At 72.6% G+C, this 14,149-nt stretch carries 13 protein-coding genes; 8 read left to right on the forward strand and 5 right to left on the reverse strand.

The annotated features are described in order from the left end of the window. Positions 1–22: 22 nt before the first annotated feature. On the reverse strand, positions 23–2,545 hold the full coding sequence (locus ABZ956_RS01640) for a DEAD/DEAH box helicase (protein ID WP_361885297.1): 2,523 nt from the start codon (positions 2,543–2,545) through the stop codon (positions 23–25). 514 nt (positions 2,546–3,059) lie between these two features. On the opposite strand from ABZ956_RS01640, the gene ABZ956_RS01645 reads away from it, so the two are divergent. Next, positions 3,060–3,806: a ferritin-like fold-containing protein gene (locus tag ABZ956_RS01645; protein WP_361885300.1), complete on the forward strand. Its 747-nt coding sequence runs from the start codon at positions 3,060–3,062 to the stop codon at positions 3,804–3,806. Between the two features lie 65 nt (positions 3,807–3,871). Here the strand turns inward: ABZ956_RS01645 and ABZ956_RS01650 are convergent, their stop codons facing one another. From ABZ956_RS01650 to ABZ956_RS01665, 4 genes are all read right to left on the reverse strand, one after another. Further along, positions 3,872–4,150, reverse strand: a complete 279-nt coding sequence (locus ABZ956_RS01650; protein ID WP_361885303.1) for a hypothetical protein — start codon at positions 4,148–4,150, stop codon at positions 3,872–3,874. A gap of 223 nt (positions 4,151–4,373) precedes the next feature. Continuing rightward, on the reverse strand, positions 4,374–4,601 hold the full coding sequence (locus ABZ956_RS01655; protein WP_361885306.1) for a DUF3107 domain-containing protein: 228 nt from the start codon (positions 4,599–4,601) through the stop codon (positions 4,374–4,376). 165 nt (positions 4,602–4,766) lie between these two features. Beyond that, a complete protein-coding gene (locus ABZ956_RS01660; protein WP_361885309.1) occupies positions 4,767–5,405 on the reverse strand; it encodes a TetR/AcrR family transcriptional regulator in 639 nt (212 codons plus the stop codon). Positions 5,406–5,564: 159 nt separating this feature from the next. Next, on the reverse strand, positions 5,565–5,786 hold the full coding sequence (locus ABZ956_RS01665; protein ID WP_361885312.1) for a hypothetical protein: 222 nt from the start codon (positions 5,784–5,786) through the stop codon (positions 5,565–5,567). A gap of 161 nt (positions 5,787–5,947) precedes the next feature. Here ABZ956_RS01665 and ABZ956_RS01670 point away from each other — a divergent pair, with 161 nt between their 5' ends. From ABZ956_RS01670 to ABZ956_RS01700, 7 genes are all read left to right on the forward strand, one after another. Continuing rightward, positions 5,948–6,943 (forward strand): alpha/beta hydrolase, encoded by a 996-nt coding sequence (locus ABZ956_RS01670; protein ID WP_361885315.1) that lies wholly within the window; start codon positions 5,948–5,950, stop codon positions 6,941–6,943. After that, the gene (locus ABZ956_RS01675) at positions 6,936–8,339 is read left to right on the forward strand and encodes a DUF3152 domain-containing protein (RefSeq protein ID WP_361885318.1); all 1,404 of its coding nucleotides are present in this window, start codon (positions 6,936–6,938) and stop codon (positions 8,337–8,339) included. The genes ABZ956_RS01670 and ABZ956_RS01675 overlap by 8 nt, the downstream gene beginning before the upstream one ends. 65 nt (positions 8,340–8,404) lie before the next feature. Further along, complete coding sequence (locus tag ABZ956_RS01680) at positions 8,405–8,497, forward strand: Ms4533A family Cys-rich leader peptide (RefSeq protein WP_360906714.1); 93 nt, start codon at positions 8,405–8,407, stop codon at positions 8,495–8,497. 159 nt (positions 8,498–8,656) lie between these two features. Further along, a complete protein-coding gene (locus ABZ956_RS01685) occupies positions 8,657–10,381 on the forward strand; it encodes an ABC transporter substrate-binding protein (protein WP_361885322.1) in 1,725 nt (574 codons plus the stop codon). Then, positions 10,378–11,382, forward strand: coding sequence for an ABC transporter permease (locus tag ABZ956_RS01690; protein ID WP_361885325.1), 1,005 nt, complete (start codon positions 10,378–10,380; stop codon positions 11,380–11,382). Before ABZ956_RS01685 ends, ABZ956_RS01690 begins: the two co-directional genes overlap by 4 nt. Beyond that, the gene (locus ABZ956_RS01695) at positions 11,379–12,368 is read left to right on the forward strand and encodes an ABC transporter permease (protein WP_361885328.1); all 990 of its coding nucleotides are present in this window, start codon (positions 11,379–11,381) and stop codon (positions 12,366–12,368) included. Before ABZ956_RS01690 ends, ABZ956_RS01695 begins: the two co-directional genes overlap by 4 nt. Beyond that, on the forward strand, positions 12,365–14,020 hold the full coding sequence (locus ABZ956_RS01700) for an ABC transporter ATP-binding protein (protein ID WP_361885331.1): 1,656 nt from the start codon (positions 12,365–12,367) through the stop codon (positions 14,018–14,020). Before ABZ956_RS01695 ends, ABZ956_RS01700 begins: the two co-directional genes overlap by 4 nt. Positions 14,021–14,149 lie beyond the last annotated feature (129 nt).

Genomic DNA, 14,149 nt, shown 5'->3' on the forward strand with positions numbered 1-14,149 from the left:
GTCGGTCGGTGCGGTGCCTCGCTTACGCCTCGGCCTTCTTGACCGTGCGGGTGCGCTTGGGCTTGGCCTCGGCCTCCGCCGCCGGGGCGGTGGCGGCCTTGGCGCGGGTGCGCTTCGGCTTCGCCTCGGGCTCACCCTCGGCCACCGGTGCGGCGGCCTTCTTGGCGGTACGGGTCCGCTTCGGCTTCTCCTCGGCAACCTCGGCCGTATCGACGGCCTTCTTGGCGCGAGTCCGCTTGGGCTTCACCTCGGTGACCTCGGCCACCTCGGTCTCGACCGGTGCGGCGGCCTTCTTGACCACCCGGGTGCGCTTGGGCTTGGCCTCGGCGACCTCGGTGTCCACCGGTGCGGCGGCGGCCTTGGTCGTGCGGGTGCGCTTGGGCTTCACCTCGGTGGCCTCGGCCACCTCGGTCTCGACCGGTGCGGCGGCCTTCTTGGCCACGCGGGTGCGCTTCGGCTTGGCCTCGGCGGTTTCCGCGGTGTCGACGGCGGCCACGGCCTCGGGGGCTGCGGCGGCCTTCTTGACGGTGCGGGTGCGCTTCGGCTTGGCCTCGGCCTCGGGGGCCGCCTCGGCCGTCTCGACGGCCTTCTTGGCGCGGGTCCGCTTGGGCTTCACCTCGGCGGCGGCCTCGGCGACCTCGGTCTCGACCGGTGCGGCGGCCTTCTTGGCCACGCGGGTGCGCTTGGGCTTGGCCTCGGCGGTTTCCGCGGTGTCGACGGCGGCCACGGCCTCGGGGGCTGCGGCGGCCTTCTTGACGGTGCGGGTGCGCTTCGGCTTGGCCTCGGCCTCGGGGGCCGCCTCGGCCGTCTCCACGGCCTTCTTCGCGGTACGGGTCCGCTTCGGCTTCGCCTCCACGACCTCCGCGACCTCCACGGGCTCCGCCACGGCGACCGTCTCGACGACGGCCACGGGCGCCGGCTGGGCAGCCGGCTCCGCCGCGCGGGCGGCCGGCACGGACGCGGTGGGCTCGAGGACCTCGGTGGCCGTCACGGCGGCCGCCTGTGCCGCGCCCCGGGTGCGGCGGCGGCGCGGGCGGGCCGGAGCCTCCGGCGCGTCGGCCGGGGCGGCCGGCGACTGCTCCGCCACGGGCGTCACGGCGACGGCCGGGGCCGTGCCCGCACCGCCACGCGTACGGCGACGGCGACGCGGCCGGGCCGGCGTCTCCGGAGCGCCACCGGCCACGGGTGCGGCCTGCTCGCCGGAGCCGGCGACCGCGGTGCCCTCGGCGGACACCGGCGCGCCGTTGCGCGTACGGCGGCGCTGGCGCGGGGTGCGCGCCGGGCGCTCCTCCTGCACGCGGTCACGGTCACGGTCGCGCCCACGGCCGTCACGGCCGCGGCCACCACGGCCGCCCGGCTCGCCGAGGTCCTCCAGGACCTCCGCGTCGAGCCCGGCCAGGGTCCGCTCGGCACGGGGCAGGATGCCCTTCGTGCCGGCCGGGATGCCCAGCGCCTCGTACAGGTGGGGGGACGTGGAGTACGTCTCCTCCGGCTCGTCGAACGGCAGCTCGAGCGCCTTGTTGATGAGCTTCCAGCGCGGGATGTCGTCCCAGTCGACCAGCGTGACGGCCGTACCCGACTTGCCCGCGCGGCCGGTGCGGCCGATGCGGTGCAGGTAGGTCTTCTCGTCCTCGGGCGTCTGGTAGTTGATGACGTGCGTGACGTCGTCCACGTCGATGCCGCGGGCGGCGACGTCCGTGCAGACCAGGACGTCGACCTTGCCGTTGCGGAAGGCGCGCAGCGCCTGCTCGCGGGCGCCCTGGCCGAGGTCGCCGTGGACCGCGCCGGCGGCGAAGCCGCGACGGGTGAGCTGCTCGGAGATGTCGGCGGCCGTCCGCTTCGTACGGCAGAAGATCATCGCGCGGTTGCGGCCCTCCGCCTGCAGGATGCGGGAGACCATCTCCGGCTTGTCCATGTTGTGGGCGCGGAAGATGTGCTGGGCGATGTTGGCGTGGGTCTGGCCCTCGTCGTCCGGCGAGGTGGCGCGGATGTGCGTGGGCTGCGACATGTAGCGCCGCGCCAGCGAGATGACCGCGCCCGGCATGGTGGCCGAGAACAGCATGGTCTGGCGCTTGGCCGGCAGCATCGTGATGATGCGCTCGACGTCGGGCAGGAAGCCCAGGTCGAGCATCTCGTCGGCCTCGTCCAGGACGAGCGCCTTGATGTGCGCCAGGCTGAGCTTCTTCTGGCCGGCGAGGTCGAGCAGGCGGCCCGGGGTGCCGACGATCACGTCGACGCCCTTCTTGAGCGCCTCGACCTGCGGCTCGTAGGCGCGGCCGCCGTAGATGGCCTGGACGCGGACGTTACGGACCTTGCCGGCGGTGAGGAGGTCGTTGGTGACCTGCTGGCAGAGCTCACGCGTGGGGACCACGATGAGCGCCTGGGCGGCGTCGGTCAGCTGCTCGGGCTTCGCCCGGCCGGCCTCGACGTCCGCGGGGACCACGACCCGCTCCAGCAGGGGCAGGCCGAAGCCCAGCGTCTTGCCGGTGCCGGTCTTGGCCTGGCCGATGACGTCGGAGCCGGACAGGGCTACCGGAAGCGTCATCTCCTGAATGGGGAACGGATTCACGATGCCGACGGCTTCGAGCGCTTCGGCGGTTTCGGACAGAATCCCGAGGTCTCGGAAAGTGGACAGAATCTTGCCTCTTCTGTGAGACGCGGCACGAGCGGCGAAGGGGGTCGTACGAAGGGAACGTACGGACCGCGCCGGTACAGAGCCGGTTGCCAGGAGCATCCGGGTGGCGCGGGACCACTGCCTTCGCTCGAGCGCGCGTGCCGCGAGCGGATCCCTCCTGGTGTGCGTACGTCCCGTACGTACCGCGCGGAGGGCGGTCGGTTGTGTGGAAGCCGATCGGGCCACCGACCGGGCATCCGCTGCAGTCCTGAAGACAGGCCTCCAGAAGACACAGCATGAGTTCGGCCGGCCGAATACTCGGCTGGCCTATTAGCACTGTACCCCGGAAAGGCGCATGTGTGTCCGGACAATCCCGTGTCCGGATCAGGATGAACTGTCTGACCAGGGGGTTCGTCGTGTCGCGTGGCGGGCTATCGTTCGCTGCATGGAGACGTCCGACACGCCAGAGAACGCCAGCCCCGCCACCGGGGAGCACACCGGGATCGCCGCCCAGGACTGGGCCCACGCCTCCGCCGACCCGCAGTACCGCGCGGCCGTCGTCGACCTGCTCGGCGCCCTCGCCTACGGCGAGCTGGCCGCCTTCGAGCGGCTCGCCGAGGACGCCAAGCTGGCCCCCACGCTGGACGACAAGGCGGCCCTGGCCAAGATGGCCTCCGCCGAGTTCCAGCACTTCCAGCGGCTGCGGGACCGGCTGGAGGCCATCGACGCGCCGCCGACCGCCGCCATGGAGCCCTTCGCCGCCGCGCTGGACGAGTTCCACCGCCAGACCGCGCCCTCGGACTGGCTGGAGGGCCTGGTCAAGGCGTACGTGGGCGACTCGATCGCCAGTGACTTCTACCGCGAGGTCGCGGCGCGCCTGGACTCCGACACCCGCGCGCTGGTGCTGACCGTGCTCGACGACACCGGGCACGCCTCGTTCGCGGTCGAGAAGGTCCGCGCCGCGATCGAGGCCGAGCCGCGCGTGGGCGGCCGGCTCGCGCTGTGGGCGCGACGGCTGATGGGCGAGGCGCTCTCCCAGGCGCAGCGCGTGGTGGCCGACCGTGACGCGCTGTCGACGATGCTGGTGGGCGGTGTGGCCGACGGCTTCGACCTCGCGGAGGTCGGGAAGATGTTCTCCCGGATCACCGAGGCGCACACCAAGCGGATGGCCGCGCTGGGCCTGGCCGCCTGACGACCTCGCGGCACCGAGCGGTACCGCCGGTCCCCGGCGGGCCCTCGGTTCCCGGTGGGCCCGCCTCAAGCCGTGGCTGATCGGCGGGCCCGGCCGGCGGGGCGCAGCAGCAGCGAGAGCAGCGCGACGGCCACGCCGAGGGAGACGGCCAGCGTGGCGACGGCATGGCCCGGGCCCAGCACCGAGTGGGCCAGCAGCGCGCCGAACAGCGCGGCGACCGGGCCGGTGGCGAGGGTCAGGGGCCGGGAACGGAACTGTCCGAGGCGCGTGGGAAGCCAGCGCAGGGCTCCGTAGGAGACGGTGAGGCCGATGAGGATCGAGCCGAGCGCTTCCCAGAGGATCATGCTCATTCCCTCCCGTGAGGTGGCCGAGAAGCGGGGTGCAAATCGGTCGTAGCGGTCTTACCCCATGACCGTTGCGAGCAACCCTCGTCGCCGATCCCGGTGTCACCTACGACATTCACACACGAGTGGCCCCTACGACAACGGCGGGGCCCCGGTGAATTCCGCACCGGGGCCCCGCCGTTCATGTCCGGACCCGTCCGGACATGTCGCGATCATCGCGTGATCACATCGCGCCGAATCCGACCTTGCGGACGGTCGGCTCGCCGATCTCCACGTACGCCAGCCGGTCGGCCGGGACCAGCACCTTGCGGCCGCGGTCGTCCACCAGGCTCAGCAGCTGAGCCTTGCCGGCGAGGGCCTCGGCCACCGCGCGCTCTACATCCTCGGCAGCCAGCCCGCTCTCCAGAACGATCTCGCGGGGCGCGTGCTGCACGCCGATCTTGACCTCCACGGTCTGTCCCTCCGAAGGTGTGCGGTCCCCGTGGCGAAGCCCAGGGGAGGGGTGCGCGAACCATCCGCGCCGTACGTTCCACACATTAGCCCGGTACGGGGGCGAGCCGGGCCGCTGCCCGCACGCTCGCAGCGAACACGCGCCACCGCGCGCGGCAGGCGGGGCTCAGTGCTGTTCGGGCGCGACCTTGGGGAAGCCCGCGATGCCCCGCCACGCCAGCGACGTCAGCAGCTGGACCGCCGTCTCGCGCGGCACCGTGCTCTCGCTGGAGAGCCAGTAGCGGGCCACCACCTGGGAGACGCCGCCGAGGCCCACGGCCAGCAGCATGGCCTCGTCCTTGGACAGGCCGGTGTCCTCGGCGACCACGTCGCTGATCGCCTCGGCGCACTCCAGCGAGACGCGCTCGACACGCTCGCGCACGGCCGGCTCGTTGGTGAGGTCGGACTCGAAGACGAGGCGGAAGGCGCCGCCCTCGTCCTCCACATACGCGAAGTAGGCGTCCATCGTGGCCGCCACGCGCAGCTTGTTCTCGGAGGTGGACGCGAGCGCGGTGCGCACGGCCTGCAGGAGGTTCTCGCAGTGCTGGTCCAGCAGGGCCAGGTAGAGGTCGAGCTTGCCGGGGAAGTGCTGGTAGAGCACCGGCTTGCTGACGCCCGCGCGCTCGGCGATGTCGTCCATCGCCGCCGCGTGGTAGCCCTGGGCCACGAAGACCTCCTGGGCCGCGCCCAGGAGCTGGTTGCGTCGGGCTCGGCGCGGCAGGCGCGTGCCTCGCGGGCGCGCCTCGGTCTGCTCGATGGCTGTCACGCCGCCTCCCATGATTGTTCTGTGCACGGTGTGCACCGCGCCCGCCATCGTACTTTTGGGTAACCGGGCCGTGCGTGGTCGGAGCGGAGAATTTCACGGACCGGACGCTGTGGGAAGTCGACAAACGCCTCAATCCGTACACGACGCCCGGTCGGCGTCTCAGCGGTAGTCGTCCTCGTCCAGCTCCACCACCCGGGCCTGTTCGGCGCGGTCGGCCTCGTTGGCGTTGTCGGGGTGGATGTCGGACTCCGGGTCGTCGCGGCGCGGTGCGAGATCGGCGTGCTGCTCCGCGGCGTCGGCCTCGGGGGCCTCGACGTCATCGATCTCGACGCTGACCGCGTCGTCCTCGAAGGTGTCCGGATCGGTCGGGTCGACAGGCATGCGGGATCCCTTCCAGCATCCAGGGTGGCGCCCTCGTACTCGCCCTCGTACTCCTTGGTAGTCCCTCATGTGCAGCCTAGGAGACGGCGCCGGGTATCGCCAGGCGATCTGTGACCGCCACCACAAAGGTTCGGACGTGATCGTCTCGTAACATTGCCCGCATGTCTTCGACCGAGTCACCGGACGCACGCGCCGTGCCCGTGGTGCCGCCCACGCGTCCCTCGGGGGTCAGCCGGGGCGAGAAGCTGCGCACGGTGACGCTGCCCGGGCTCACGCTGACGGTGCGCTCCCGGCCGCCCGCCGACGCTCCCGGCAGGGCACTGCCGCCCGCCCTGTTCGTCCACGGCCTCGGCGGCTCCTCGCAGAACTGGTCCGCGCTGATGGAACGGCTCGCGGACGTCGTCGACGCCGAGGCGCTCGACCTGCCCGGCTTCGGCGACGCGCCGCCGCCCGGGGACGGCGACTACTCCATCACCGGCTACGCCCGGGTCGTCATCCGCTACCTCGACGCCGCCGGCCGCGGCCCGGTCCACCTCGTCGGCAACTCGATGGGCGGCGCCGTCGTCACCCGCGTCGCGGCCGTCCGCCCGGACCTGGTCCGTACGCTCACGCTCGTCTCGCCCGCCCTGCCCGAGCTGCCCCCGCAGCGCACGGCGGTGCCCACCGCGCTGCTCGCCCTGCCCGGCATCGCCTCCTTCTTCGCCCGGGCGACCAAGGACTGGACCCCCGAACGCCGCACCCGCGAAGTGCTCGCCCTCTGCTACGGCGACCCCTCGCGGGTGACGCCCGAAGGATTCGCCCTGGCGGTCGCGGAGTACGAGCGGCGGCTGGAGCTCCCCTACTTCTGGGACGTCATGGGCCGCTCGGCGCGCGGCATCGTCGACGCGTACACACTCGGCGGACAGCATTCGCTGTGGCGCCAGGCGGAGAAGGTCCTTGCCCCTACTCTGCTCGTGTACGGAATGCGCGACCGACTCGTCTCCATCCGTATGGCCCGCCGCGCGAGCAAGGCATTCCGCGACTCGCGGCTGCTGACGCTTCTCGAGGCGGGTCATGTCGCGATGATGGAAGACCCGGACGCGGTGGCTCGCGCCTTCCGGGCACTGCTCGCGGATACCGCCACGACATCTGAACGGAGCGCCCCGCCCCGTGGGTAAACACAGCGCACGCGCCGACCGGGCCCCTCGCGGGTCCGCCGCTGCCGCCGCCCCCGGTACGGGCCGCCGCCGCGCACGCGACGGAGGCCCCGCCGCACACGGCCGCGCCGCCCCCGAGGCGGCGTCCCCCGTGCCGGGCCCCGGCACGGGACGCCGGCGCGGTGCCGCCTCCGGTACCGACGCCGCCGAGCTGGCCGCCGACTTCGACGCGGGCTTCGGCCCCGACTACGACGCCGGGTACAGCGCGGGCCTCGGCGCCGGCTTCGGCCGGGAGGAGTCCGCCCGGCCCTCGGCGCGCGGCGGCCACCCCGAGCAGCGCGACCCGGTGCTCGGCTGGGGCGTCATCGGCGCGCAGCGCGCACAGACGACCGCCGCCACCCCCACCGCGCCCGCCGGGCGCACCTACTCCACGACCGGTTATCTGACGGGCGGCGCGCCCGGCGGCGAGGCCGACGACGCCATCACCCACACCCGGGTGCCCATGCCGGCCGGTTCCGGCCGGCGGGCCGCCCCGGCGGGCGCCCCCCGCGGCTCGCGCGCCGAGGCCCGCGAGGCGGCCCGCGGCTCCGGCAGACGGCTGGCGCGCACCGTGACGGGAGTGGCCGCCGCCCTGGTGACGGCCGTGCTGGCCGTCACGGTGGCGGGGCAGGTGCAGGAGGGCGCGGACGGCAAGGCGCAGGCGCACTCCGCGGACGTGGGCAAGCGCCCGGAGGCTGACGCCGCCTCACGCTCCGACAGCAGGCCCACGCCCAACGGCGGTGCCCAGGTCCCCGCCACGTACGAGCAGAAGATGGCGAAGAAGTACCCGCTGGAGGCGAAGGCGGGCGGCTCGGGTGACTTCGAGACCGTGGGCGGCGAGGACAAAGCCCCCGGTAAGGGGGAACCTCTGCGCTACCGCGTTGACGTGGAGAAGGGGCTCCCGCTCGACGGCGCCCTCTTCGCCGAGGCCGTGCACCGCACGCTCAACGACGAGCGCAGCTGGGGCCGCGCGAAGGACAAGCGCACCTTCGAGCGCGTCTCCTCCGGCGACATCGACTTCGTGGTCACCCTCGCCAGCCCCCGCACGACCGCCACCTGGTGTGCCAAGTCCGGCCTGGACACCACCGAGGACAACGTCTCCTGCGACTCCGCCTTCACCGACCGCGTCATGATCAACGCCTATCGGTGGGCCCAGGGATCCCCGACCTTCGGCGACGACCACCTGCACGCCTACCGGCAGATGCTGATCAACCATGAGGTCGGTCACCGCCTCGGCCGCGACCACGAGTCCTGCGGCGCGGACGGCGCCCTGGCGCCGGTGATGATGCAACAGACGAAGTTCCTCACGTCCGACGGCAAGACCTGCCGCCCCAACGCCTGGCCCTACCCGGAGCCCGACCCCCGTCCCACTTCCTGAGACGCACCGTCTCCGTATGTGAGACACCTTTGCCACTGGCCGAAAATTCGTCCAGTGTTCTGCGCATGTCGCACCCCCACGCCTCCGAGATCGCCGGCTTCGAGCTGGCGCTGATCGGCGTGGCCGTGCACGCAGTCGCCGACATCCTCTGTCGCTGAGACCGCCCTTCCCCCGCGCCCTCGCGCGCTGCCCGGCAGCGTCGCGCCCGCCGGGGGCGGTCCCGCGCTCCCGTGCGCCTTCCCTCACCGCCTTCGCGGGTGCTTGCCGCTCCCTTCTCTCGGTTCACCGTCGCATTCCCGCGAAAGGCATTACCTGTCATGCGTCACATGTCCGTCATATCCCGTCGGGTGGCCGCTGCCGCCGTCAGTGTGGTCCTGGTGGGCGGCGCGGCGGCGTGCGGCCCCGAGAAGAGCGGCGGTGACGCCGCCGGCGGCGTCACCGACGGCGCGCCCAGGAAGGGCGGCACGCTCACGGTCCTCAACAGAGCGCCGCAGAAGCAGTTCGACCCCGCGCGTCTGTACACCTCCGGCGGCGGCAACATCCCCTCGCTCGTCTACCGCACCCTCACCACCCGCAACCGCGAGAACGGCGCCGAGGGCACCAAGGTCGTCCCCGACCTCGCCACCGACACCGGCACCCCCAGCGACGACGCGAAGACCTGGACGTACAAGCTCAAGGACGGGCTGAGGTACGAGGACGGCTCGCCCATCACCGCCGCCGACATCAAGTACGGCGTCGAGCGCTCCTTCGCCGCCGAACTCTCCGGCGGTGCCCCCTACTTGCGGGACTGGCTGATCGGCGGCGACACCTACCAGGGCCCGTACAAGGAGAAGAAGGGCCTCGACTCCATCGAGACGCCCGACGAGAAGACCCTCGTCTTCAAGCTGCGCAAGTCCGTGGGCGACTTCCCCTACTTCGCCACCTCCACCCAGTTCGCCCCCGTCCCCAAGGCCAAGGACACCGGCGCCCGGTACGCCGAGCACCCGGTCTCCTCCGGCCCGTACAAGGTCGTCAAGAACGTGCGCGACGGCGAGGAACTGACCCTCGAGCGCAACCCCCACTGGTCCCAGGAGACGGACAAGGAGCGGCACGCCTACCCCGACCGCATCGAGGTCAGGTCCGGCCTCTCCCCGTCCGTCATCAACCAGCGGCTGTCCACCGGCTCCGGCGCCGACGCCGCCGCGGTGACCACCGACACCAACCTCGGCCCCGCCGAGCTCGCCCAGGTCACCGGCGACAGGAAGCTCGCCGGCCGGGTCGGCACCGGCCACTTCGGCTACACCAACTACCTGGCGTTCAACCCCAAGGCCAAGCCGTTCGACGACCCGAAGGTCCGCCAGGCGATCTCCTACGCGATCAATCGCACCAGCGTCGTCAACGCCGCCGGCGGCTCCTCGCTCGCCGAGCCCGCGACGACCTTCCTGCCCGGGGGGAAGTCCTTCGGGCACACCCCCTACGACCACTTCCCGGCGGGCGCCAAGGGCGACGCCGACAAGGCCAGGGAACTGCTGAAGCAGGCCGGTCACGAGGACGGCCTGGAGATCACCCTCACCCACTCCACCGCCCAGAACTTCGAGACCAGCCCCGAGATCGCCACCGCGATCCAGGCCGCGCTCAAGGACGCCGGGATCAAGGTCAAGCTCGAGGGCCTGGAGGACAACGACTACGAGGAGAAGGTCCACAGCGTCGACAAGCAGCCGGGCCTCTTCCTCGCCCACTGGGGTGCCGACTGGCCCTCCGGCGGCCCCTTCCTCGCCCCCGTCTTCGACGGCCGGCAGATCGTCAAGGACGGCTACAACTTCAACGCCTCCCGCCTGGACGACACAGGCGTCAACGACGAGATCGACGCGATCAACAAGATCACCGACCATGAGGAGGCCGCCAGGCGCTGGGGCGCCCTGGACCGGCGGATCGGCGAGCAGGCGCTGACCGTGCCGCTGTTCCACCCCGTCTACAAGCGCCTCTTCGGCAAGGACGTCAAGAACGTCGTCATCAGCGACTGGACCGGTGTCCTCGACGTCTCGCAGGTCGCGGTCAAGTGACCACGGACCTCCTCCTCACCAGGGAACCGGAGGCGGGAGCCGCTCCCGCCTCCGGCGCCCGGCAGGTCTGGCGGCGGCTCAGGGCGCGCAAGTCCGCGCTCGCGGCCGCCGCCGTGCTGGGCCTGCTCGTCCTCCTCGCCCTCGCCGCGCCCCTGCTGGCGGCGCTCGAAGGCCAGGACCCGAACACCTACCACGACACCCTCGTCGACTCCGCCCGCGGCGGCGTGCCCTTCGGCGACTTCGGCGGCGTCAGCGCCGAGCACTGGCTGGGCGTCGAACCCGGCACCGGCCGCGACATGTTCGTACGCCTGCTCTACGGCGCCCGCTTCTCGCTCGTAGTCGCCCTCGGCGCCACCCTCGTCCAGGTGCTGATCGGCGTCGGCGTGGGCCTGGCGGCCGCGCTCGGCAACCGCTTCGTCGACAGCGCGCTGAGCCACCTCACCGACGTCATGGTCGCCATGCCGATGCTCGTCTTCGCCATCGCCCTGATGGCCGTCGTCCCGGCGGACTTCCCGCGCCCGGTGCTGCTCGTCATCGCCATCGGCCTGCTGGCCTGGGGACCCATGGCACGGCTCGTGCGCGCCCAGACCCTGGGCCTGAAGAAGCTCGACTTCGTCTCCGCCGCCCGGCTGACCGGAGGCTCGACCTGGCGCGTCGCCCGGCGCGAACTGCTGCCCTCGCTCGCCGCACCCGTGATCACCTACGCCGCCATCCTGCTGCCGACCAACATCGTGCTGGAGGCGAGCATGTCCTTCCTCGGCGTCGGCGTGAAGCCCCCGACCCCCTCCTGGGGCCACATGCTCTCCACGGCCACCACGTGGTTCCGCGCGGACCCCATGTACGTGCTGCTACCCGCGCTCATGCTGTTCGTCACCACGCTCGCCTTCACCGTCCTCGGTGACGGGGTGCGCACGGCGCTGGACCCGCGCGAGGCCTCACGGCTCAAGGTCGGCAGGGACCGGCGCAAGCCCCGTACGCCCGGCGCGGGAGGCGCGGCATGACCGGATACCTCCTGCGACGCGCCCTCGGCGCCCTCGTCGTCGTCCTCGTGCTCTCCGCCGTCGTCTACGCCACCTTCTACATCGCCCCCGGCGACCCCGCGCGCCTGGCCTGCGGCCCGCGCTGCAACCCCGAGCAGATCCGCCAGGTCCGCGAGCAGCTTTCCCTCGGCGACCCCGTATACGTGCAGTACTGGCACTTCCTGCAGGGCATCGTCACCGGGCACGACTACTCCACCGGCGCCGGCGTCCTGCACTGCGACGCACCCTGCTTCGGTTTGTCGTATCAGAACAACCAGCAGGTCACCGACATGCTCGTCGAGCGGCTGCCCGCCACCGCCTCGCTCGCGGTCGGCGCCATGGCCGTGTGGCTGCTGCTGGGCACCGCCACCGGCCTGCTGTCCGCGCTGCGCCGCGGCGGGGTCACGGAACGGGTCCTGACCTGGCTCACCCTCGCCGGAACGGCCACGCCCGTCTTCATCAGCGGCCTCGGCCTGCTGATGCTCTTCTGCGCCTACCTGGCCTGGCTGCCCTTCCCGACCTACGTGCCGCTGACCGACGACCCCGAGCAGTGGGCCTGGAACATGCTGCTGCCCTGGGCCGCGCTCGGCCTGCTGGAGTCGGCGAAGTACGCCCGCCTCACCCGCAGTTCCCTGCTGGAGACGCTGGCCGAGGACCACATCCGCACCTTCCGCGCCTACGGCGTCGCCGAACGCTCGCTCATCGGCAAGCACGCGCTGCGCGGAGCCGTCGCCCCCGTCATCGCGCTGACGGCGGCCGACTTCGGGTCGATGTTCGGCAACGCGGTACTCACCGAGATGATGTTCGGCCTGCCCGGGATCGGGCAGCTGCTGGTCAACGCCACCAAGAGCCTCGACCTGCCCGTGGTCGTCGCCGTGGTCGTGGTCACCGGCACCGCCGTCGTCGTCGCCAACATCGTGGCCGACGTGCTCTACGCCGTCGCCGACCGAAGGGTGGCCCTGCGATGACGACCCAGCCGCTGGTCGCGGTGGACGGCCTGACCGTCGCCTTCCCCGCCGGCCCGGGCCAGGACGCTCTGGTACGGGCCGTGGACGGCCTGTCCTTCACGCTGCCGCCCGGCGGGTCGCTCGGCATCGTCGGCGAGTCCGGCTCCGGCAAGTCCACGGCCGCGTACGCGCTGCTGGGCCTGCACCGGGGCACCGGCGCCCAGGTCACCGGCTCGGTGACCGTCGCCGGCCACGACGTGACGGCCGCCGGCGAGGCGGAACTGCGCCGGCTGCGCGGGGGAGCGGCGGCCATGGTCTTCCAGGACCCGCTCTCCTCCCTCGACCCCTACCAGGCCGTCGGCGACCAGATCGCCGAGGTTTACCGCGTCCACCGCAAGGGCGGCTCCCGCCGGGCCGCCCGCGCCCGCGCGGCCGAGGTGCTCGACCGCGTGGGCATCCCGGACGCCGCCCGCCGGGCCCGCTCCCGCCCGCACGAGTTCAGCGGCGGCATGCGCCAGCGCGCCCTCATCGCCATGGCCCTGGCCTGCGAACCCCGCCTGCTGGTCGCCGACGAGCCCACCACCGCCCTCGACGTCACCGTCCAGGCCCAGATCCTCGGCCTGCTGCGCGAGCTGCGCGCCGAGACCGGCATGGGCCTGATCCTGGTCACCCACGACCTGGGCGTGGCCGCCGGCAGCGTCGACGAGCTGCTGGTGATGAAGGACGGGCGGGCCGTCGAGCACGGGCCGGTGGGCGAGGTGCTCGGCGCACCGCGCGAGACCTACACCCGCGACCTGTTGGCGGCCGTCCCGCGCGTAAACGTCCGCCGCGAGGCGATCCGCACCCCCGCGGCCGACGACAGCGTGCTCCTCGAAGCGAGCGGACTGCGCCGGGAGTTCGGGCGCGGCAAGCGGGCCATGACCGCCGTGGACGGGGCGTCGCTGACCGTACGGGCCGGCGAGACCCTCGGCGTCGTCGGCGAGTCCGGCAGCGGCAAGACGACCCTCGGCCGGATGCTGGTGCGGCTGCTGGAGCCCACCGCCGGCGAGCTGCGCTACCGCGGCCGCGACATCGGCGGCCTGAAGGAGCGTGAGCTGCGCTCCTTCCGCAGCGAGCTGCAGATGGTCTTCCAGGACCCCGTCTCCTCGCTCAACCCGCGCCGCAGCATCGGCGAGTCCATCGCCGACCCGCTGCGGGCCGCCGGAAAGCTGGGTGAGGCTCAGATCACCGCCCGCGTAAGGGAACTGCTCGAGCGCGTGGGCCTGGACCCCGCCGCGTACCACCGCTATCCGCACGAGTTCAGCGGCGGCCAGCGCCAGCGCGTGGGCATCGCCCGCGCCCTGGCCCCCGAGCCCAAGCTGATCGTCTGCGACGAGCCCGTCTCCGCCCTGGACGTCACCACACAGGCGCAGGTCGTGCGGCTGCTGGGCGAGTTGCAGCGGGACCTGGGTCTGGCGCTGGTCTTCATCGCCCACGACCTCGCGGTCGTGCGCCAGGTCAGCGACCGGCTGATCGTGATGCGCGGCGGGAAGATCGTGGAGGAGGGCCCGGCGGACGTCGTCTACGAACGGCCCCGGCACGCCTACACCCAGGGCCTGCTGGCCGCCGTACCGGTGCCGGAAGCCCCCCGCCGCACGCTCGCGGAGGCCGCTCGCCAGGCCCCCGTCGCATAGCGCGATCTAACGCCCCATCTGCGGGAAAGTCACTCCCGTTCACCCCTTCCGGTGGCGCGACGGACAACCGTCCGCCGCGCCACCGGGAAGCGCGCATAGCGTGCTCCCCGCTGCCGTAACGGCGGCTGC

This window comes from Streptomyces sp. NPDC046261 (assembly GCF_040646235.1).
Taxonomy (GTDB): domain Bacteria; phylum Actinomycetota; class Actinomycetes; order Streptomycetales; family Streptomycetaceae; genus Streptomyces.